A 23,192-nucleotide genomic window follows, 5' to 3' on the forward strand; every position below is an offset into this window, starting at 1 on the left:
CTGTCAGTTTCCGCGCTCCCGGAGTGCTTCTTCAAGCATCCCGAGCCCGTCGTCGATTTGTTCCTTCGTCACCGTAAGCGGCGGGATCATCCGGATGACTTCGCCGGAGTTGCCGCACAGGTAAAACAGGACGCCCTTCTCCAGGCAGCGGTCCAGCACGTCCATGACCGCAGCACCGTCCGGCTCGCCTGTCTCCGGATCACAAAGCTCGATGCCGATCATCAGCCCAAGCCCGCGCACGTCCCGAATCACCGGATAACGTTCCTTCATTTCCCACAATCTTTCCATCGCATACGCCCCGACCTCACGGGCATTCTCAAGCAACTGCTCTTCCTTCATAACTTCCAAAGATGCAAGCGCCGCCGAACACGCAATCGGGTTCCCACCGAACGTCGTCCCGTGCGAGCCGAGCGGCCACTGATCCATCAGTTCCTTGGATGCGACAGTCGCGCTCAATGGCAGCCCCGCCGCGATTCCCTTCGCGATCGCCATGATGTCCGGCGTCACGCCGAATGTCTGCGCCGCGAACCACTCGCCCGTCCGGCCAAACCCGGTCTGGACTTCATCAAAGATCAGCAAAATTCCGTGCCGGTCACAGATCTCACGGACCTTCCGCAGCCACGCCTTCGGAGGAATGATATAGCCGCCCTCTCCCATCACCGGCTCGATGATCATGCACGCCACCTCCGACGGATCCACCTGATGGCTGAACAGCCGGCGGGCATCCTTCTCCAGCTTTTCCGGGAAGAACACTTCCGGGTCCGCCCCTTCCGGCAAATCCTCCGGCAACGCATACGGCAGCTGATACGTCAGCCACGATGGCTGCTGGTACTTGCGGTATTTGCTTTTCGACGTCGTTACACTCAATGCGCCAATCGACCGCCCGTGGAAACAACCGGTGAACGACACGGCATACGGCCGCTTGGTCACATGCTTCGCCAGCTTCAGTGCCCCCTCGATCGCCTCCGTGCCGCTATTCGCGAAAAAGAAGTTATCAAGTTTCGGAGGAAGCACCTGCTGGAGTTCGTGCGCCAGCTTCAGGATGGACTCATAGATGATCACACCGGACGGCCCGTGGACGAGGTGGTCCGCACTGTCCTTGATCGCCTGCACGACCTTCGGGTGCCGGTGCCCCACGTTCTCCACCGCAATCCCGGACGTAAAGTCCAAATATGTCTTGCCGTCCGCACCAAAGTAATAGCACCCTTCCGCCTTCACCACCGGCAGGTTCGGATGGTCCTTCGCCATGCTCGGGGCGAGAAAGTTGCCGATGTTCGCGACCATCTCGGTCCACTCCGGCTGTGTATGTTCAAGTTGTTTTGTCATGATGTCATCCTCCTCATTTTCTTTAATGGAAGAAGAGCGGAGCCAATTCCACTCCGGGCGGATCCGTCTCCCAGTCACTCTCCCCCGTACTTCTTCAGCTTCCGGACGACCGACGGCTGGCTAATGCCCAGCCGCTTCGCCATCTCGGTCGTTGTTCCGTATCGTTGCTTAGCTGCCATCAGTACCCGCTTTTCCACACTCTCCAGGATGCTCGGCAACGTCCGGCCGTCCATCTCAATTTCCGACAGGGAATCGCCCGTCGGTATGCGGTACTCCATCGGCAGATCATCAGCCGTCAGCACCTTGTTCCTTCCGCCAATGACCAGCCGCTCCATTACATTTGCCAGTTCATCGATATTGCCCGGCCACGGACACTCAAGCAGATATTCAAACAGCGGCTGGGACAGTTCTTTTTGAACCCTGTGCTTTCCGCAAAATTGCTCAAGGAAAAGTGGAATCAGCAAGGACAAGTCCTCTTTCCGCTCCATGAGCGGACGCAGCTCGATCGGCACGAGATGGAGCAGATAATACAGTTCCCGGCTGAATGCCCCGTCCTGCACAGCTTCGGACAATTCTGCCTCCGCGGATGCCATGATCCGGACATCAAACGGAACTTCCAGTCCTTCCGGTGACTGATACCTCTTGTCCTTCATCCATCCGGCCAGCCTGTTTTGCAGATACGGCGACAGCCGGTCGATGCCATCCAGGTAAAAGGTGCCTCCTTCCGCAATCGACAGCAGCCCGATCTTCCCGTCCGCGTCACCCGTCAGCTCCCGCTCAAACAGCGCTTCCGGAATCGTCCGGCAATCCACGGTCAGGAAGACCTCTTGACTGCGGGGGCTGTTTGCGTGGATTTCACGCGCGAGTGTCGCCTTTCCGGTTCCATGCTCGCCGTACAGAAGAATCGACACATCCAGCTCCGCCGCTTCCAGCCCTCTCGCAAAAGCTTCTGAAGTTGACCGCGAAGCAAGGACCAGCCCTTCCGGAACCGCCGTCTCACGCCGAAGCAGATCCAGCTCCTCCTTCATCCGGGCCATCTCTGTCTCCAGCTCGTTCAGGTAGTCCTGGATGACGATCAGCTCTGACCACTCGCACGAATAGCTGATGACATACTCGACTTCACCCGCCTCATCAAACAGCGGAAACCCGAGGATTAGCTCACGTGTCCCGTTGGGCGTGTCCTGCACGAGCATCACTTTCTTCTTTTCTTTCAGGACGAGCGGCGTGATCGCCGGCACAAACACCTTCTCCTGCTCCAGGTCATACACCGACCGGCCCAGCAGCGACTCCGGCGTCACCCCATAATGCCGCCCGCTGATCCGCGACGCCTGGACAATCACCCCGTCCCGGTTCGTCACAATCAGATCTTCCTCCGTCGAATCAATGATCTCAAATTGGGTATCCGGGTTGATGGAAAAGATGGACATGCGGCACCTCCTGGGATGGAATCGTAGTAGATGAGTATTCGTAATTGAATAAGACTATACAGAAAGGATTGGTTGAATGCAATAAATATTTTGATAATTTAAATTAAATAGGTGTTTGATGCAGAATAAATGAGCTTGAATAAGTGATAGACAGACTTATTCAGTTCTTGATGATTATTCATTGATGGATATAACTATACATATTGATGCATATTCTTTCAATAGAAATTGAGAAAGAATTGACTCAACTTTGATAAAGCAATAAGTGCTTTCCCATATGAGCCACACACTTTTGCCCAAAAGGCATCCTGCACCGGACGTTGGAACTCAATAGGTATAGGTAGGAGTTCGACTACCCCTTGGTAGGATCTCAGGTACCCATTGGTGGGGATTGGGGAGCTATTGGTACGGGTCAGAGAACGCTGGTGAATATTCGGGGGACGCGGCAGCTCCTTCTTCTATTCAGTTTAGTTCAATGGCAACCTCTCACGAATGCAGAGAAGAGCGAACGGTTCTCCTCCGCCTCTGTTTGATCGTTTAATCAACAGTTGGCGGAAAAGGTGGATGAAGTGAGCGGATTAGAAACTCTAACAAAGTGTGAGTTCGTTTGTAGAGCGAACAATTTATTACGAACCCTCTCATCAAGTTCGAAATGGAAGGTTGGAACATACTGCTGATTATCCGGAACCCGGAATATCAGCACGGGCGTTAAGCGAAATCTCCTGATTTTATTGTCGTTGTTTAAAATCTTACTGACCCCTCGCATCGCCCTAAGCATCCATGCGATTGAAGACGGCCGCCAGGAGGCCTTCCTCTAATCAATAAAAAAAGAATGTCGCAGGCGAATCTTCGACAGGCTTTACCTATATGAAGTCGTATACTTTTCGATAACTAGCTAATAGACATAACAACCGACCGGAGGGATTGGATGAAGAAGAAAGGAATCCTGATTGCAGCGCTGGCGCTCCTGGCCGTCGCCACTCTCGTCATTTACCAGACTCGCTTTTCCTACTCGCAGCCGGAGGAAGTTCTTACGCAAGATGAGTTTATAGAGACCTTCGAGGAAACGGAGGCCTTAAAGGAAATTGACGGGTTGGACCGGACGGGCGTCAACGGCAATTCCCCGGAAGAGAAGATCCTGGACATCATGCATCAGATGACCCACCAGAAAATCGTGGCCAACCAGAAATGGGGAGCGATCCCTATGACAAGAAGGAACATTGAACAGATCGAATCGATCGTTTCCAGCTCAAAAAAGTTTCATTCACCCCACGTGAAGAAACAACTGATCCAGATTATCGCCAAATGGGAAAACGGCGACTTCAGCGAAGCCGATGAGGACCACAACTATATCTGGAAACTCCAGAAAGGCACACTTGGCAAAGCCAGGGGCCTGCTGAGCAAAGAGGAAGAGCTATTGTTTATCGAGGAATGGTTCATTGAGGGGAAAGCCGATGAGGATAATAAATAAGTCGGCTGGGAACATGTAGCTTCCCTGCCGACTCGTTTGGTAATCACTCTCCTATAAAAGATAACCGCTCACTCGGGGCAACCGGACATCAAAACAAACGCTTATCCGTTGCCCTTTGTCGATTCATATACATGATGAATAGTTGATAAGCCAAGAAGATACCCAATAAATCAATGCCTACGTCAAAAAGCCGGCCACTGCGTAGAAAGAACAATTGAAGGACCTCCGTAAACAACGCAAATAACCCACACAGAACAAACGCCTGACCTGGTCGGTTGATCCACGTTACAAGTAATCCATACAAGACCCCAAATGATAACAAGTGCCCTGTCTTCTGAATCAAGTAGAAATTGCTTTGAAGGTGAACAACTGAGTATGAGCAGGTCATGAAAGTTGGGCGCGAATTCCAAATGAAAACTCACGACGCGTTCATATAAAAAGGCATGTGGATCGCTCGTGCATGTAGCGATGACAATGAAAACGGCCCACAGCAAAGTATAGATTGATGAAATAGGTAAGACGTTCTTTCTATCGTTATTCATAAGCATAAACCATTCCTGCTAAAATCTTTTTCAAGGCGCAGAGGTGATGAAGCCTCTAAACAATTCAACGTCAGAATCAAACGCGCATGCCCTCCCCGATGGTGAGGAATATTTCCCCAACAGTGTTCCCATCCAATTTATTTGGTAATCACTCACTTCCAAGAAGTAACCATCCCCAGCAACTGCTTAACCCAATAAGCCAGCTCTCAATGATCTCTTCTCCTAAAACTAGTAAACCGTTTGGGAGCACAATATAATACCCCTTCGATCAAAGTATCAAGTTAGGAGGGCGTTACCTGATGCATCCAGACGCTCACAGCCCTATCCTTACCGCCTGCTTCAGCGCAGCAAAATCCACACATTCGGTGTGCAGGATAACAGCTTTCAGATGAAGCTTCGTAAGAAATTGTTTTCGGATACAGTGGCTCCATCCTAATTTTCGTAAGTGGTAACATCCTAAATTTCGAAAATGGCAACTCTCTATCTTTCGGATAAAGATAGGCATCGCGCTCCGGACTCTAGAACAACCTTTCTTATGGACTCCCCATCTCAGTCGTTTAGATAGCTACTAACCATATCGGAGTAAGTTCATATTTCGGTAGGAGCTGACAGCCTAAAGGTAGGGATTCAAAAGGGGCTTGGTAGGAATTCAACCCACCGGAGGTGGGAACTCGCAGGGGTGCTGGTGGGGACTGGGCGTAATGAAGGTGGGAACCCACCATGATTGAGCAGCCTCCCGGCCGCCTATGCCATTTGTAACCCACTCACCTACGATTCCCCCTCCTCCCCCTCCCCAACTCATGCCTTTCCGTCCATTTTCATGAGCTAGTTTTCGTGTTAAAGATAGAGGGTACGGGGGGAAGCGTGTCTATTGCTGACGAAGTGGGAGGTTTTCAGATGATCCGGTTATCGAATATCAGTAAGTCGTATCGGTCGGCTGCGGGTAAGGAGTCGGTTTTGGAGGGGCTGGATTTTGAGCTTGATGAGGGTGAGTATGTGGCGATTATGGGGGCTTCGGGTACGGGGAAGAGTACGCTGATGAATATCCTCGGGACGCTGGAACGGCCGAATGGCGGTGAGTACATATTCCGTAATAAGAAGGTTCATCGGATGGGGAACGGAAAGCTGACGCTCTTGCGGAATGAGGAGATCGGGTTTGTGTTCCAGAATTATCAGCTGATCCCGAATTTATCGGTGTATCAGAATGTGATCCTCCCGCTGGCGTACCAGCGGAAATGGCAGTCAAAAAAGCGAGACCGCGTCAAAAGAGCGCTCGCAATGGTCGGACTCGAAGGAAAGCTGAAGGCGAAGCCCCATCAGCTTTCGGGCGGGCAAAAGCAGCGTGTGGCGATTGCGCGTGCGATTGTGAATGAGCCTTCCCTGCTTCTGGCAGATGAGCCGACGGGGAGCCTGGATGAGCAGACGACGGAATCGATCCTGGAGATATTCGATGAACTCCATCAACGCGGGGTGACGATCATCCTGATCACCCATGATCCGGAAGTGGCGAAACGGGCGGAGCGGATCCTACACCTGAAAGGCGGACGGATAAAGGAGGAGCAAGCTTATGAGACTGTTCAAAGCCTTTAAGATGGCGCTCCTCGGGATCTGGAGCAATAAGTTCCGGGTGCTGCTATCGATCTTCGGCGTGGTCATCGGGGTGTTTGCCGTCATCGCCCTTTCCGCCATCTCCCTAGGCGTCAAGGATACGGTGATGAAGCAGATGGGCGGCCTCGGTGCGGAACAGATCATGGTCATGCCTGGGCGTGTGCTGAAGGACGAAGGCGGAGCCCATAATTTCCTGAGCGGCGTGTCCAGTACGCCGAGCACATTGACCAATACCGACGCCGAGGAGATCGGGAAACTGGAATCCGTCAAGTCTGTGACCCCTATGCTGGAAACGGTAGGCCGCATCCAGTACGACAATGGAAACGGAGAGCCGACCACGGTGGAAGGCATGCTCGTGGGTACGAGTGAATCCTACCAGGAAGTGTTACATACGACCCTTGAAGAAGGGCGATTTTTCACGAATGACGAAGGGGCCAATAAAAACCGGGTAGTCGTGCTCGGGAGCGGGATCCACGCTTCCCTGCTGAATCAGAAACAAGAACTGCCTGAAACGAATCCTTCAAAGCAAGCAGAACCCGAGAAAACCTGGTGGCAGAAGCTGCTGGACAGACTAACCGGCCACTCAGTCAGTGCCGCAGAGGCACCGACTCAAGAAGAAAGCCTGGTCGGTAAGAAAGTCACCATCCAGGGAGAATCCTTCACTGTCGTCGGTGTGCTGGAATCCGAAGCCACTCTCGGCATGACTTCCGATAACAGTATTCTCATGCCGGTCCAGACCGCACTTGAGGTGACCAGCACGGAAAACCTGACGAGCATCTATGTCAAAGCCGACTCCATCGACAACCTTGATCAGGCGGAAAAAGACGTGCACGGAGCGGTCAAAATAAACCACCCAGAGACCGACTTTAGCACGGTCAAACAGACTGAAATGCTAGAGGCTATCGACACGGTCACGAGGATCCTGCAAGTCATGCTAATTGGCATCACAGCCACTGCACTCGTCATCAGCGGTGCCGGCATCATGAATGTGATGGTCATGTCTGTTCGGGAGCGCACACGGGAAATTGGAATAAGAAAAGCACTGGGCGCCTCCACCATCGAGATCCTATTCCAGTTCCTATTTGAAACGATCCTACTTTGTCTGGCAGGAGGAATTATTGGTCTGGCGCTTGGTTATGGATTTGTCACATGGTGGAATGGAGCCATCACGATCTTCCCGCTTGTTCTGCCGATGTGGGTCATCCAGCTCGCACTTGGATCTTCTATCCTGATTGGCATTGTATGCGGGGTTTATCCGGCGATTAAGGCGGCTAGGTTGCAGCCTAGTCGGGCGTTAAGATTCGAATAAGGAATATAATCTTAAGAGGCTGAAGGGAAAATGATCCCCCCAGCCTCTTCAACAATGTAATAGAACTATTTCAGCTCTCCCCAAAAAAGATTCTTATAGCATTAAGAACGCCCACATTTAGCACTCTTTTCCCTTGCTTTTAGCTTTCTCAGCATAATACCTTCATCATCCATATAAATGGCTTTATAGTCCCCTAAGTGAACAAGGTAGTCATTTTCAGTCCAAGAGACCGGGTTAGAGATCGTGACTTGGTGATCTATATGGTGTTTTAGATACTGCTTTATAGCCGTATTTTCCGTCCTTATTTCTAGACAATATTCGCACTCCTCGATGACTCCCCGGGCAACCCTTTCCCAGTCATCGAAGGCAAGGCGTCTGAACTTAAAAGACCTCAATTGCTATCCCTCCCCCTCCCCTAATTATTCGGCATGAAAAGTGAAATTCCTTTAAATACAATACCGTAGCCTCATGGTGCTCCACACCGCAGAGAGTTAACCAGCACAGAGCACACTCATAGACAACCTGGACCAAGCAGAAACCGACTTCAGCACGGTCAAACATACGGAAATGTAAGACGCCATTAATACGGTTACCACAATTCTGCAGGATCTTTTGTCATAATTAGCATTGTCTTTTAGAGTTTATCAGGCTGCGAGAAAACGGCTATTATAAACAGCTTGCCCCCATGCAGCTGTTTATAATATTCTCTATGGTAGTAATGTCTATTTAAGCAATCTGAGAACCGAAATAGAATTTTTCGTCTCGAGTAGCATTAGTTACTTATAAGTGAATAGTTATAGATTTATTTATCCTATTTAAGTACTAATGATCCTTTTCCTTTCGAAATAAGCATTCACTAATTTTTGGATTAGTATTAATAAACCCACAGGAACTAAAATTCTAGAAATAGCTCCGATGTATCCGTTATAAGTTCCACCTATCATAGAGCTAGATGTTCTTATTAAAATATAAGACGCGAAAAATACAATATAGATTGACTTTGTATTAATTAATTTATTTTCTATGAACTTTGAAATTAAAATAAATATACACAGTAAAACTGGAGAAAATATCCAACCGAAATATAGATATCCTTGGGCAGTTATTTGGAGAAAATATCCAGATTCAGCATTCTCACCATATATAAAAGAATTGTATATGTTACTTGTGGTTTTCATTTCTGAATCTTTAACTAAAAAATTTGTTCCTAAGAAAGATCTTAATATATCAAAGATTGCTCTATCATAGGTAAACGAATCATACATGGTATCTTTTAGAATAAAAGAAGATGCAATACTCTGCGGCCCCAATAAGTAAAGTTCAATATTTTTAGTAAGAAAATCTTCACTTATATTTTCATTTTCTAATGCCGATGTATAAGAATCATGCTTGTAAATCCCCAAAACTCTATAAGCAGTCATTAAAGAAAATACAATTACCAGTGTAAAAATTAAAACACCGGCTACCAATCTTCTGTATTTTGGAAAGCATCTTATCAAAAGATATATTGAAGCAAAAGCAACATAAACCTGAGTTGATCGACTTTCTTCTACGATCAGGCTAATACACAACATTGCTGCTAAAACAGCTAGGAGTACATAACCTGTATTTCCATTATTCTTAAATTTATCTTTAAAGTTATTAACCAGCAAAATAAAGGCCGTATATATACCTATCAAGAAAACTTGCAGGATTACATTATCGAAGGTGTTATTAGATTCTAAAACTGATAATCTAGTTCCCGTATTTGCCCCTATCACAAAAAAACTAATTTTATTTAAAACTGAAGGAAATAACGATACAACTGCAATAGAAAAAAGAACAAATATTTTATAAATAAATTTCCCATCAACAAAACTTACATCATCTTTAATTGTGGTCCTTTTATTTGCCTCTAAGCTATATATAATAAATATAAAAAAACCAGTAGCTAAAAGTTCATAAATCATTAGATATATAGCTTTATCCATGATTACTGAATTGGTAGTGCTAAAACCAGAAAAGCCTAATGCAGGGTTAGTGGCATAGACAAATGGAAGTAAAATATATCTCAAGGCAGAACATATTGAAAAAATCACTATAGTAATTGATTTATGTTTAACTATCATAGGATATAAAAAGAATACAAAAACAACTAAAAATACAAGTGGAAAAAACGCCAAGTTTTCATACATTTCATATTGATTCATTAGATTGAAATAAAGAGCGCACCAAATACAAACTATACTAACTAGAAAAATAAAAATGAAATCCTTAGCTCTAAACATATTTATCCTCAAAGCGCATTATTTCATCCCCTATATTCATTTCTTTATCGAAAATTTGAAAATAACGACAAAAAAAATCAAATAAACAAAAGTAAATGATATATTTATGAATATCAGGAAGTTATTTATTGTTAAGTTCATTAAGTGTGAAATAACAAATCCCGAAATAGACATTACTATAAACAATGATTGTAAATACAAATCATATTCTTGTTTTTTAACAATTTGAAGTCCTGGTGTCAACGATGTTACCACAAATCTTACTCCAAACATAGGAGCTAATAACTTAACGAATTCACCAGCCAATTCCCAACCTTCACCGAATATTATGCCAAAGAGGGGGGGGGCAAAATAAATCATAAATATAACCATCGGGATTGCTAAAGTCGATAAAAACAATGTTGTTTTCGTAAAGGCCTTTAAAAATTGTCCAGTTTCATTAAATTCCTTAGATGCCTGTTCTAAAAAAACTTTTGCTACGTTGCCACTTACAACATTTAAGGGTAGACCTAAAGCACGAAATGAAATTGAATATATCCCCAAAGCAGCTGTGCCATATAACATTTGGATAAAAATATTAATAGAAGAATAAGAAAAATTATTAGCAAAAAGAGCCGGTACAGAAAGAAATGGTTGCTTTGAATGGAAGCTTGCAACTTTGAGAACTTCTGAAATTTTAGTTCTTTTAACATCGGCTATAATAGGCTTTATAGATTTCATTTGAGTTCTTATACCAAACAACATTCCAGCGGTATATGAGAAAAGCAATCCAAGGACTCCACTTTTCATTAATCCTAGAAATGCCATTCCCACATTTTGTGAAGTAGTTCTAATAAGATAGACTTTAGTTATCAGGGTGTAGTCTCTGTTTCGATTATTGTAAGCTGTTAGAATTTGAGTTATTCCTTTGGTTATCAAGATTACAAATACGAATATTACGGTATAATCAAAACGATTATAATCATTATTTATTAAACTTATATAAATGTAATACCCAACACTCACCAAAAAACTCATTAACAAACATATTATGACACACAATTTTATAAGTGAATGAGTATTTTTTTCGTTTTCTTCTATTACAATAGACATATCATAGCGCCCGCATATTATACCTCCAAACATTGTAGTTATTGTAATTACAAAAGTAAACACTCCTAATTCTTCAGGAGTATAAAGCCTTGTCAAAATCGGAGATATTGCTAATACAATAATTTGAGCAACAAGCGAACCAGAGGCTAGAGTAACTATTGATTTTAAAAAAGAACTTTGTTTTAATCTATTCAACATAAAAATCACATATGTGCTATGTAGTCACAAACTCCTTTACTTTTTGTTGAAATATTAACTCCTCTTCTCTAACAACGCTCATAAAATCCGAACATTTTTTGTTGAAGTCCTTCCAATTTATATTGGTATAGTAATCGTATAATTCATCTAAACTGTAGGTATTATTATTTAAATCGAAAGTGAAGCCAAATCCTCCTTTTTTTACCGCTATTTCTTCCATATATGTATCCGGCGAGACTAAAATAGGAATCCCCATTATCGCAGCATAATATAATTTGTTTGATAATGCATAATCTAATAAAGGGTCATTATTACCATATAAATTCATAATTATATCGGTTTCCATGTAATAATTTAATGTTTTATCAGGCGTAAATCGACCAATTAACTCAACGTTATTAATACTGTTTTCAATACAAAATTCCCGTAATCCCTCTGAACCGTTTCCAATAAATCTTAATAAATACCTATTATCATTTTTAAACACTTTTATAACTTTTTTAAATTGATCGTGAAACCTTATGCCACCAATGCAAGAAATTACAATTTTCTCTTTATTATCTCGTAATTTATGTTGTGAAATAAAACTTTCAGGAATTTTAGTAACATTATGTGATACTACATAATCATGTTTAGGAAGAAATTTCTTAAACCCTGGAGAAGTGATTACAACTAAACCAGAGTTTTTTATTATTTGTTTTTGGATATAATAAAATAAAAAATTCTCTTCAGCTGTATAGTCTCTTATATCGAGAATATATCTTTTTTTGTACTCTTTTTTTATAAAAGGATATAATATTACTGCCGATTGTGTAGGAAGCAGAATTATTTTTTCGTATTTATTTTTCTTTAGGATCTTTTTGGTATGACTAATAAATTTTAAATAACCTGTTAGTTTACTTAATTTTGAATTAGGTACCTTGTATTTCATTGGATAGTGTTTGTCTGCTCCACAATCTTCATCGATATCATGTCGATCCCAATAAATTATATCAAATTTTTTATTATCAAAACTCTTTTTATATTTAGGAAGGCTTGTTATCGCATAAAGATTTCTAAGTGTTATGATACATATCTTTTTATTTCTCATAAAGTACTCCTTATTGTATTTCAGATATTACAAGTCTTTTTTTTCCTCTTGAGGTGCGAGGGATATTTTCAACAATTTCATAGGATATATTCATTTTATTCCCTAAGCGCTCTTTTAAAGCTCTAGTAATTTTACTTTGATCGAAATCTGCATCAGTTAGTACAATTCTTACTAAAATCAAGTCTTTACTCTTTTGAACAATCTGTGCATCTCTAATCTCAACAATTTCTTTAAAAACCAAACTTAATGCAGCAGAGGATACCTGAGAACCGTTCTTTAAAACTACAAACTCATTAGTTCTTCCACTTATTTTATCAACAATTCGGCCACCGAATTGATTATTTTTCATGTCTATATTAACGATTGCTTGATCACCCGTGTCATACCTTAGAAGAGGCATTGCCCAATTTGAAAGTGATGTTCCAATAATAGAAGAGGAAGCAATATCAGTAGGTAAAAATTCTACTACACTAAAATCCTCATCCACATATATTTCACCATCAATATTCTGCGAAAAATTCGCAACTCCCTCAGTTAATCCATAATGTTGAATCGGTTTTGTGTTAAAAGCTCTTTTTATTAAATCGGATTGGTATTCATAGAGGTTTTCTGAGCCAATAGTTACAAATTTCACATCAAGTTTTATTCCCTGTGTAAGCATATATGATGCCAAATTTGCCAAGTTAGAAGGATATCCATGCAACCATTGTAATTTCCTTCTTTTAATTTCTTCAACATAATACTTTGCAGTTTTTTCATTTATATGATACCCACTAAAAAACACCTGCTTTCCTGGTGAATTATATCTCCAAAATGGTGGCTTTTTGTTATTGACAGGAACTATGGTCTTGCCTCCAAAGTTTCCACACCACATATTAAAGTCAATGCCCAAGTTTCTCCGATATCTCCACCAAACAGCCCATTGCTCTGCTTCTTCTTTGTCAGTTGTATAAAACGCTAACCCACTGCCTGTTGTTCCACCTGTATAATGAATCTTTAGCTTTCTTCTAGGAATTGCAGAAGACATAAAAGCACTAGGTTCTTTTTTAATTTCATCTTTTGTAAGAATCGGCAATAACTTTAAGTCACTTTTAGATTTAATTGTTCGATAATCTAACCCAATATAGTCAAATTGTTTTTTGTAATAAGGTACTGTTTCATAACAGTGTTTAATCATTTTCTGTAACTTTTTATCACGATATGTAGCCAATTGTTCGTATGACCAATTATTTCTTGCTTCATATTCTTTTAAATAAGCCCAGAAAAACTTGTTATATCTTGCCTTATCAATTTTTTTCCCTTCGTAGTAGCAAGCAAGATTTTGCAAGAATACGGGTAATTTATAGTATAAATCCATCTTATTCAAATTATGTACCCCCTAACTTTGCCCTCTTTTTTAGTGACTAGAAGACAACTTATAAATTAATGCCTCTAATGACTCAATACTAGAATCAGTAGATATATTTTTTCGCAGTAATTATATCCCGTAATTTAATTAACGTCCTCTTTTAAATTATCCAAGTGTTAAATTCCCCACATACTACATAAGTTTTATCACCGAGAGAGTTCTTTAGGCCAAACTACATCCAACAAATATCATTTATTAATCCCCTTTATTAGTAAACGATGATTAATAAACGCATCCTCAATTACAGTATTCTTTTCTTGACCCTTTAGTACATTATAGATGTATTTATATTCGTTGTAGATACCTTTATCTTGACGCAATTTAAGTTTAGATTTCTTAACGCTTCCATACTGATTCATTTTAATGTAATTATCCATTTCACAAACTATACCGTTTGAGAAGACTCTAAGCTGTTCTTTAGGATATTTCTTTGATCCCATTGAAGTGTAAATAATATTTCCAATTGCTCCTGATTTAAAAAACAGTGTAATAATTGCATTGTCCTTTTTCGGGTATGATTCATTTTGAGCAAAAGTTACATTTATAGATAACAACTCACTACCGTCCAAATATTGAATTACATCAACAAAGTGACATGCTTCACCAATAACCCTTCCTCCACCAACTTTTTCATTTTGGGTCCAATGATCTTCAGGAATAAAACCAGCATTGGCGATATAGTCATATACAGCCGGAATTTTATCTGTAGCAAGATTACTTTTTATCTGCTGGACTAATGGAGCGTGTCTCCGATTCATTCCACAGAATAATTCTCCTTCATTTTTTCTGTAAGCCTTCTCAATTCTATCAAGTTCTTCTAAAGTTAAACATAGTGGCTTTTCACAATATACATGTTTTCCGGCTTCAAGCGCTTCTATAATAAATTTTGCATGACTATTGTGTTGAGTAGAGATAACTATTAAGTCTATTTCTTTATCTCCCAATAATTTTGTATAATCATTAGTTACATAGTTAAATGGAAACACTTCTTTTGCTTGAGCTGCGCCTACTCCTCCAGTAGTAGCTAGAGCTTTTAAATGATATAAGCCCGTATCGTTCATTATTGGTAGCAGTGTGTTTTTTGAAAAGTTTCCTGCACCAATCAACCCTACTGTAATTTGCTTCTTATCTATTGTTATCTTCTTTGTATTTTGAACTACACTTTCCCATTTACTTTTATTCGGAGAATATTTAAGTAATATTCCGATGTATTTTTCTCTTCGCTTATTAGTAGTGATTATTTCATAAGCACTTTCAGCATCGTCAAAATCAATTTCATGTGTAATTAAATCAGCAAAGTCAGCTCTTTTCTCAGCAATCAACCTGATAAACTCTTCAATATTACGACCTTCAGTAAAACGAACATGCCCTATTGGATAATCAAATCCTTTTTCTTCATAATTCGGATCATATCTACCAGGACCATACGAGCGAGCTATTGTAAATGTTAGTTCTTTCTCGTAATAGGGTCGTCTATCTATATTCATTTGAGTTACACCTATCATACATATAGTTCCACGGTCGCGAGCAATGGCTGCCGCTAAATCCATAGGGGCATTGTTATTTGCGGCGGCTGTTATGATGACTTTATCTACTCCTCTTCCTTTTGTAAGAGACTTAGTTATATCTTCTGCATTTTCATCATTAGAATTTACAAAAGCTTTTAGATTTGTTCCTGGAAGCGATTTATCAATGATATCATAACCAATAACATCACACCCATAAGCATTTAAAATACGAGCTGTGATGTGACCTAATAGACCAAGTCCAACTACAGCAACTGTCTCCCCCGGAACAACTTGTGCCTGATGTATACCTTGTAAGGCTATTCCACCTAAAGCGCATAATGCTCCCTGACGGAAGTCCTTCAATTCATTAGGTATTTTAACTATTAAGTTTTTATTCACACGATTTACTTCACTATGGTAGGCTTGACCAGCCATTGCAACTAAATCACCTACCTCAACTTCTGATACACCTCTTCCACAAGCTATAACTTTACCTACACCTGAATAACCCATAGGCATTGGTTCTTTAAGACGATTAAATGCTGAGTCGATTGTAGTTAGTACTCCATCAGTTGACATTTTTTCTGTAACCTTTTTAACCTGATCAGGTCGTTCCAATGCTTTCTGGATTAGATTTTTACCTCCAAAGGAAGTAAGCCCTCTCTCAGTTCCAGCACTAACAATTGAGTAAAGCGTTTCAACCAGTACATAATTATCCTTCACCGTGGGTGGAGGAGTATCAACTAACTTTACGGATCCGTCATTTACCATCAGAAATAGTTGTTTCATATAGATATCCTCTTTCTTTTATCATTTAGCTTAAAATTGATGACGTTCCAAAACATCCACTATTCTTTTACTTGCAAATCCATCTCCATATGGATTACGTGCTTGACTCATTTTTTTATATTCTTCCTTATCTTCAAGCAACATTTTAAACGATTGATAAATTGCATTCTCATCAGTACCTACCAGTTTCAATGTTCCTGCTGCTATTCCTTCAGGACGCTCTGTTGTATCGCGCATAACTAATACCGGTTTCCCTAAACTTGGAGCCTCTTCCTGAATGCCACCACTATCAGTCAATATTAAGTATGAATTTGAAAGAAAGTTATGAAAATCCAAAACTTCTAGGGGCTCTATGATTCGTATCCTATCGCAGGTCCCAAGAATTTCATTTGCTGTCTCTCTAACTACAGGATTCATATGAATTGGATATACCGCCTTTATATCTGGATACTCATCAATGATTCTTTTAATAGCTTTAAACATATTTTTCATAGGTTCCCCAAGATTCTCTCTTCTATGAGCAGTAATCATTATAAGTCTACTATTTTCAGCCCACTCTAGGTGCTCATGTGAATAATCATTTCTAACCGTAGTTTTCAGTGCATCAATGGCAGTGTTGCCTGTCACAAAAATCGTAGAGTTATCTTTTCCCTCTTTTATAAGATTATCTTTAGACATATCAGTCGGCGCAAAATTATACTTCGCTATAATACCTACAGCTTGACGATTAAACTCTTCTGGATATGGTGAGTAGATGTTATAAGTTCTCAGCCCCGCCTCCACATGACCGACAGGAATTTGCATATAGAAACAAGCTAAGGCAGTAGCAAAGGTTGTAGAAGTATCGCCATGGACCAAAACTACATCCGGTTTTACTTCTTCTAAAACTCTTCTGATTTTTTCTAAGATACCTATATTCACATCAAATAGTGTCTGCCTTTCTTTCATTATGGATAAATCAAAATCCGGCACAACACTAAAGGCATCTAAAACTTGATCTAGCATTTGTCTGTGCTGTCCTGTTACACAAACAACAGTGTCCAACTTATCCCTTGTTTTTAATTCTTTAACTAAGGGACACATTTTTATAGCTTCTGGCCGTGTCCCAAATACTACCATTACTTTTTTATTCATCTTAATACCAACTTTACATTATAGTTTATATGTCCCTTCGAACACACAGATATTTTTTGTATCAAGCACATACTTTTCCTTTACAAGATCGATATTGTTCTTAATGTGATCATGCCCCACCATAATCACAATTATTTCTATTTCATTTATAAAGTCTTCAAAGTTCATAAATTGATGTTCTACAATTCTTTCTTTCACGAGAGGATCGAAAACTTTCACTCCAAAGGCTAAATGCTCATCCATTCTTTCTAATAATTGAAGTGTTGGACTTTCTCTCGTATCATCTACGTTTTCTTTGTAAGCTAAGCCGTAAAGACCAACTTTTGAAATATCCTTAATATCATGCTCTCTCATTATATCCCTGATTCTACCAAGTACATGTCTAGGCATAGAATCATTAATTTTACGGGCGGTTAAAATTAGATTGGTTAAATCCGGATAATCTCCAACTAAGAACCATGGATCAACAGAAATACAATGTCCTCCAACGCCAGGACCAGGTTGCATAATATTTACTCTTGGGTGCATATTTGCAATTTTAATAATCTCGTAAACATCCATATTGTCTGTATGACAAATTTTCGCTAATTCATTAGCAAAGGCAATATTAATGTCCCTAAAAGTATTTTCCACAACTTTAGACATTTCTGCTGATCTTATATCAGTTACAACAATTTCCGCCTTGCAAAAATTAGCATATAAACCTTTAATCTTTTCACCTATTTCAAGATTATCAGCCCCAATCGTTCTTGAATTAAATTCAAGTTCATAAATCATATTTCCTGGAATAATTCTTTCTGGAGCATGTAACAAATGAACATCTTCCCCAATAATAAAGCCTCTTTTTTCAATCTCCGGCCGAACATATTTATCGATTGTTCCCGGGGATACTGTAGACTCAATGATTATTACTGCTCCCCTTTCACAAACGTCAAGAACACTATTCACAGCCGTAGTAACATACTTCGGGTCGAGTTTTTTACTATCTTTAAGAAATGGCGTTGGCACTGCAACAATGTAAGTACGGGTCTTCTGATACTCAGTTGTAAACTCGATCCCATTCTTAATAGCTGCTTTGAAAAGTTCTTCTAATCCTTCTTCTTCAAATGTAAGTTCACCTTGACGCAGAGAGTTAACTAATTTTTCATTAAAATCAGTTCCCACTACCTTAATCCCAGACTTTGCAAACATGAGAGCTGTTGGCAGCCCAATGTATCCCAACCCAATAACATTAATCATATAAAACCCTTCCTTCGGTTAGTTATCTCTTTTCAATTTCAAGTTTAATTCCTTCTTCAAAACTCATCGGTTTATACCCTAAATCAATTTTGGCCTCTTCAAAAGAAAAGTCTTTATTTTCATTAAGTCTTAATACCTGTTCAGCCTTCAGTTTTGGTTTTTTTGATATTTTTTCGTAAACCTTTAATAAGTTGTAGCTTAGGTTCATTGGTATATGAATTTTCAACACCTTTTTCCCTAAAATCTTACCCGTTATATCTACCACTTCATTGTAGGTAAGGGCTTCAGCACCAGAGATATTATATGACTTTTTAATACTTGTGTTTTTTTCATATGCACTAACAATTGCTTTTGCTAAATCTTTCACAAATACTGGTTGTTGTAAATATGTACCAGTTCCTAATATAGGGAGTACAGGTACTTTCTCCAAATACTTAACTAATCTCCACATGTTGCGATCTTTAGGTGTACCATAAATCATGGTAGGTCGAATAATTGTATAATCTAAGTTACTTTCCCTAATAAGTTTCTCAGCTGATAATCTAATACCTTTACTATCAGGATTTAACTTAGTAAATATTCCAGTAGTACTAATAAAAATGGATCGTTTCACTCCCATTTCATCACAAGCATTTACTATGTTAGGAGCATGACCGAATCCAAGAGAAGCGATATTGATTAAAGCCTCTTTCCCCTTTAATGCCTCACAAATTGATTTATAGTCATCTAATTCCCCATACACATATTTAACATTTAATTGTTTAATCCTATTTAGATTACTAGTTTTTCTAACAAAACAAGTAACCTCATGGCCTCTTTGTACAAGCAGTTCAAGAACGTGCTCTCCTAGAAAACCTGTAGCCCCTGTTAGTAAAATCATATAAATCTCCTTCTATATTTCACTTATAATTTTCAAATATTCTTCTGCAAGCTTCCTTCTAGAATAATTCTGTTCAACAAAAGCAGGACCACTTGCCTTAAACTTTTCAAGTAATTCTTTATTTTTCTTGAGTTTAATGATTGCCTGCCTTATCTCTTCGGAATTATCAGGTTTAACAACCTCTGCGGCTTGTGATTTATTTAAAATGTCTGCAGCTTCCCCTTCTAAACTTGCAACTATTGGGACACCACAAGCCATTATTTCAAATATTTTCGATGGAATAAAAGTCTTAAATAATTCTATATTCTTTAATGGAATTAATGATATATCCGAGATGCTATAAAATTCGGGTATCATTTCTTTAGACTGTGAATCAATAAATTTAACATTATTAATTTCCTGTTCATTAACAATCTTCTTTAGTTTATTTTTTTCGGCACCCTCTCCTATGAATAAGAATTGAATATCTTTCTCTTCTTTTAGAACCTTAGCAACATTTAAGATTGTACTTAGATTTTGGGATATACCATGAGCTCCTACATATGAAATGACAAATTTCCCATCCAATTTGTATTTGTTGATTAGTTCCTTGTTTTTCTCTTTCGGGTAAAATAAATCTTGGTCAACTCCATTAGTAACAACATGAACTTTACTACTATCAATTCCTCTATTCACAACATTCTCTTTGAACGATTTCGTCACCATAATTAAACTCTTACTTTTCCTATAAAAAAACATTTCCATCTTTTCTAATATATTTGTGATGAACCCCTTTTTCATAACACCCAATTCGATCATCGCTGCTGGCCATAAGTCTCTAATTTCAAGCACAAATGAAGCTTTTTTTCTTAAGCTGTACCAATATCCAGAGAATATAGAAAAGAAAGTTGGCGAACTTGTTATTATTACATCTGGTTTTTTTATTTTATTCATAGAGAAAAAAACGGAAGAAAACATGAAAGAAATATGACCTAATGTCTTTTTAATAAAACCCTTGTTTGGTGTAGCATAGACATAATTCCTATGCACATGTATGCCATCCAATTCTTCATACTTGTATCTCAAGCCTTTGTATTTATCAGGTATTATTCCTGTAGGATGGTTAGGAAAACAGGTAACCACATGTACTTCGTTACCTAGTTTAGCCCAATGTCTAGCCATTTCGTATAACCTCGCAGATGGTGCTCCTATCTCTGGCGGGAAATAGTGGCTGATAACAACAATCTTCATAACATAGCACCCAATTCATCATAGTAAATAATCAGTTCTTTATCTCCAATTATTTGAATTCCATTATCAAATTCATTGACTTGGTAGTTATCGAAACTAAGATTTATTAAATAACCAAAATAATATCGATCTTTTTTCTTTTGAAATACTATATGTTTATTCTTCTTTTTGATATTAAATTCTCTTGAATACCAACCTTGCTCTATCGCTACATCACTTATCCCTAGTGGAGTAAGATTTATAGCTTTACTCCCTTTAACAGCATGGACAATATAGTTGCTAATCTTCAAACTTACTTCAGGAACAAAATGTAAATAACTTTGAGTGCAATCATTCAAATTTGAATTTACGTAGTCTAAAACGATCATTCTATTTGCATCTAAATAACCAATATACCTTTTATGTACTGCACCACTATAAGAAACATAGGAACCAGCATAAAATTGGATACCATTGTAAATAAATTGATTTCTTTTTACTTTCTTTATACGTTTAGCCACTCTAAAGCTTCCCCAAAATTGTGATTGTTCTTGTTTTGATACAACAATAGTGTTGTGAGCTTTAGTACTTCTGAAGTAATCCCTCCATTGGCCCCCCTCGTATTGATATGTTCCAGAATTAACAATGAAGGGATCCCCATTAATTGCGAGTTCAAAGCTCAAGGCGTCACAATGACCGTGGGCTGGCAGATAAGTTGGACATATTTCTCCTGTATCAAAAATAAGCTTCATATTTGAATCCTTTATAATATAAAATCCACTTTCTTCAAAGCTAGTTTTGATTATTGGGCTTAATCCAAAATATTTGTTACATGCTTCTAGAAGAGGTTCATACTGCTTACTAACTCCATCAGCACTGTCATTAAAAGCAGGTGTCTTACCAAAGTCTTTTTCAAAGCTATAAGTCACATCTATCATCTTCTGAAGATAGGAAATGAGTTCGTCATATTCCTTTTCATCCTTAAGCCAATATGTAATTTTAATTAAATCTTCTAAAATTATTTTGTGATACATAGGACTTAATTCAAAATGCATTCCATCTTCTAAAATTTGTTCCTTTAGCTGCTTTAATAATTCTTTTTTAAACCTCTCTTTGACCTTTGTATCACCAAAAAAGATACTTCCAATAATTAGTGCTTTAATATTTTCAAAGTAATGATTTCCTAAGACATCTTTTTCTAAATTTTTCATTAAATATTGGTATTGCATGAATATAGAATCTATAAACTTTTTATTAAACTCACTATCCAACTTGATAACTTTTTCAAATATTTCATACGTCGCAATCCAATTCGTTATTCTTAGAGAAATGGTATATGGATGCCATCCGTCACCAAATGCATAGGGATTATTATCAATCCAATTCGTGATCATACTTTTATACTTTTCATAGTAATTAGCGTTGTCGGACCTGTTTGAAGACTCATAAGCTATTTTGAATAAGTACTCAAAATAATGAAGATTGTATCTCCACAAATGTTGTAATTCTTTGTCATTCCATGCATTTGACAAATCGATTTGATTCGTTAGATTAATAAATGTAAATTCATCCTTAAAAATGCTGTGAATATCAAACCTATCCAAATATTCATTATTAAAGTCTATTTCAGGTATAATGTAATCGCAGTCCTCTCTAACTTTATTTGTGTTAGACGCTTTCACAGTAAATAATTTCCTTTTATAGAGTTCGCGTTTAAACCTGTTAGACACTCTATAATATATTTGCGAAGGCTTGAGATACTTTACTGTGTTTATTAATAATGTGACTTTGTTATCCATCTGATAAGCACCTTATCCACCTTTAATTTTGTTAATTAGTTCGATTCTTAGTAGCAGCAAACTCTTTTTCACTTGTTGCTCCAGTACCACCTTCAACAACACCGTCGCTTTTCACAACACTGACAATGGTCCCAAAGAAGCACTTTGCATCCATCCAAAGACTAATCCTTTTTACGTATTCCCCATCTAACTTGGCCTTGACCTCAATCGGTAGCTCATCACGTCCGTTGATCTGCGCCCAGCCAGTTAGCCCTGGTGGAACATCATTCGCTCTGTACTTATCTCGCTCAGCTATTAAGTCATATTGATTCCATAGGGCAGGTCTTGGACCAATAACACTCATTTGTCCCATGAAAATATTCCAAATCTGGGGGAGTTCATCGAGTGAAGTTTTTCTCAGGAATTTCCCCATCTTTGTGATATATTGTTCTGGATTATTTAATAAATGAGTTGGAGTGTCTTTAGGCGTATCTATACTCATGGTACGGAATTTTAAAATATCAAAATGTGTCTTGTTGATACCAATACGCTTTTGCTTGAACAGAACCGGTCCCCTTGAGTCGATCTTAATAGCTATAATTAAAATGAGAAAAATAGGTGATAAGACAATAAGTCCTATTACAGAAAGAATGATATCTATTAATCTTTTCACCTTTATATACATCCGGCAACACTCCTTTAATTATCCCCCCAATACATTGGGCCTTACTTGGAATTTATTTTTCCGTATAACTACCACTCCAGTAGTATTGTTATCTAAAATAACTATCTCGTAAAAATTTATTACTTTCTATTGATTCATCCACTTACAGGCATTTATAAATAAACTAAACAAACTACCTACCTTTAACTTTAAAAAAATGCCCTTTCCTGGACATCTGAAATTCGGGTGACTA

General features: G+C 39.2%; 18 protein-coding genes. 3 read left to right on the forward strand and 15 right to left on the reverse strand.

From position 1 onward, the window contains the following. Positions 1 to 3 precede the first annotated feature (3 nt). The gene (locus AC6CHQ_RS02040) at positions 4 to 1,326 is read right to left on the reverse strand and encodes an aspartate aminotransferase family protein (protein ID WP_498080704.1); all 1,323 of its coding nucleotides are present in this window, start codon (positions 1,324 to 1,326) and stop codon (positions 4 to 6) included. A gap of 74 nt (positions 1,327 to 1,400) precedes the next feature. Next, complete coding sequence (locus tag AC6CHQ_RS02045; protein ID WP_498080705.1) at positions 1,401 to 2,753, reverse strand: sigma 54-interacting transcriptional regulator; 1,353 nt, start codon at positions 2,751 to 2,753, stop codon at positions 1,401 to 1,403. Between the two features lie 928 nt (positions 2,754 to 3,681). On the opposite strand from AC6CHQ_RS02045, the gene AC6CHQ_RS02050 reads away from it, so the two are divergent. Continuing rightward, positions 3,682 to 4,224 carry a DUF6241 domain-containing protein gene (locus AC6CHQ_RS02050; RefSeq protein WP_498080706.1) on the forward strand — a complete coding sequence of 181 codons (543 nt, stop codon included), beginning with the start codon at positions 3,682 to 3,684 and terminating at the stop codon, positions 4,222 to 4,224. An 88-nt stretch (positions 4,225 to 4,312) separates the two neighbouring features. On the opposite strand, the gene AC6CHQ_RS02055 is transcribed toward AC6CHQ_RS02050, so the two are convergent. Further along, a complete protein-coding gene (locus tag AC6CHQ_RS02055) occupies positions 4,313 to 4,612 on the reverse strand; it encodes a VanZ family protein (RefSeq protein ID WP_498080707.1) in 300 nt (99 codons plus the stop codon). A 1,051-nt stretch (positions 4,613 to 5,663) separates the two neighbouring features. Here AC6CHQ_RS02055 and AC6CHQ_RS02060 point away from each other — a divergent pair. Together AC6CHQ_RS02060 and AC6CHQ_RS02065 are read left to right on the forward strand one after the other, a co-directional pair. Further along, positions 5,664 to 6,356, forward strand: a complete 693-nt coding sequence (locus AC6CHQ_RS02060; protein ID WP_498080708.1) for an ABC transporter ATP-binding protein — start codon at positions 5,664 to 5,666, stop codon at positions 6,354 to 6,356. Then, positions 6,334 to 7,683, forward strand: coding sequence for an ABC transporter permease (locus tag AC6CHQ_RS02065; RefSeq protein ID WP_498080709.1), 1,350 nt, complete (start codon positions 6,334 to 6,336; stop codon positions 7,681 to 7,683). Before AC6CHQ_RS02060 ends, AC6CHQ_RS02065 begins: the two co-directional genes overlap by 23 nt. 101 nt (positions 7,684 to 7,784) lie before the next feature. Here AC6CHQ_RS02065 and AC6CHQ_RS02070 read toward each other — a convergent pair whose 3' ends face one another. The 12 genes from AC6CHQ_RS02070 to AC6CHQ_RS02125 form a co-directional block, all read right to left on the reverse strand. Then, the gene (locus tag AC6CHQ_RS02070; protein WP_498080710.1) at positions 7,785 to 8,078 is read right to left on the reverse strand and encodes a hypothetical protein; all 294 of its coding nucleotides are present in this window, start codon (positions 8,076 to 8,078) and stop codon (positions 7,785 to 7,787) included. A 420-nt stretch (positions 8,079 to 8,498) separates the two neighbouring features. Beyond that, positions 8,499 to 9,950: a hypothetical protein gene (locus AC6CHQ_RS02075; RefSeq protein ID WP_498080711.1), complete on the reverse strand. Its 1,452-nt coding sequence runs from the start codon at positions 9,948 to 9,950 to the stop codon at positions 8,499 to 8,501. Between the two features lie 36 nt (positions 9,951 to 9,986). Then, positions 9,987 to 11,237, reverse strand: coding sequence for a lipopolysaccharide biosynthesis protein (locus AC6CHQ_RS02080; RefSeq protein WP_498080712.1), 1,251 nt, complete (start codon positions 11,235 to 11,237; stop codon positions 9,987 to 9,989). A gap of 19 nt (positions 11,238 to 11,256) precedes the next feature. Continuing rightward, positions 11,257 to 12,330, reverse strand: a complete 1,074-nt coding sequence (locus AC6CHQ_RS02085) for a glycosyltransferase family protein (RefSeq protein WP_498080713.1) — start codon at positions 12,328 to 12,330, stop codon at positions 11,257 to 11,259. A gap of 10 nt (positions 12,331 to 12,340) precedes the next feature. Further along, entirely contained in the window at positions 12,341 to 13,687 is a 1,347-nt protein-coding gene (locus AC6CHQ_RS02090) for a phenylacetate--CoA ligase family protein (protein WP_498080898.1), read from the reverse strand. A gap of 239 nt (positions 13,688 to 13,926) precedes the next feature. After that, on the reverse strand, positions 13,927 to 16,035 hold the full coding sequence (locus tag AC6CHQ_RS02095) for a bi-domain-containing oxidoreductase (protein ID WP_498080714.1): 2,109 nt from the start codon (positions 16,033 to 16,035) through the stop codon (positions 13,927 to 13,929). Between the two features lie 30 nt (positions 16,036 to 16,065). Continuing rightward, positions 16,066 to 17,169 (reverse strand): non-hydrolyzing UDP-N-acetylglucosamine 2-epimerase, encoded by a 1,104-nt coding sequence (gene wecB, locus AC6CHQ_RS02100; RefSeq protein WP_498080715.1) that lies wholly within the window; start codon positions 17,167 to 17,169, stop codon positions 16,066 to 16,068. Between the two features lie 18 nt (positions 17,170 to 17,187). Then, complete coding sequence (locus tag AC6CHQ_RS02105; RefSeq protein ID WP_498080716.1) at positions 17,188 to 18,408, reverse strand: nucleotide sugar dehydrogenase; 1,221 nt, start codon at positions 18,406 to 18,408, stop codon at positions 17,188 to 17,190. 22 nt (positions 18,409 to 18,430) lie between these two features. Further along, positions 18,431 to 19,288 (reverse strand): NAD-dependent epimerase/dehydratase family protein, encoded by an 858-nt coding sequence (locus tag AC6CHQ_RS02110; RefSeq protein ID WP_498080717.1) that lies wholly within the window; start codon positions 19,286 to 19,288, stop codon positions 18,431 to 18,433. Positions 19,289 to 19,300: 12 nt separating this feature from the next. Further along, the gene (locus AC6CHQ_RS02115) at positions 19,301 to 20,518 is read right to left on the reverse strand and encodes a glycosyltransferase family 4 protein (protein WP_498080718.1); all 1,218 of its coding nucleotides are present in this window, start codon (positions 20,516 to 20,518) and stop codon (positions 19,301 to 19,303) included. Next, the gene (locus tag AC6CHQ_RS02120; protein ID WP_498080719.1) at positions 20,515 to 22,296 is read right to left on the reverse strand and encodes a heparinase II/III domain-containing protein; all 1,782 of its coding nucleotides are present in this window, start codon (positions 22,294 to 22,296) and stop codon (positions 20,515 to 20,517) included. The genes AC6CHQ_RS02115 and AC6CHQ_RS02120 overlap by 4 nt, the downstream gene beginning before the upstream one ends. Positions 22,297 to 22,327: 31 nt before the next feature. After that, complete coding sequence (locus AC6CHQ_RS02125; protein ID WP_498080720.1) at positions 22,328 to 22,960, reverse strand: sugar transferase; 633 nt, start codon at positions 22,958 to 22,960, stop codon at positions 22,328 to 22,330. Positions 22,961 to 23,192 lie beyond the last annotated feature (232 nt).

This window comes from Bhargavaea sp. GQ12 (assembly GCF_059758705.1).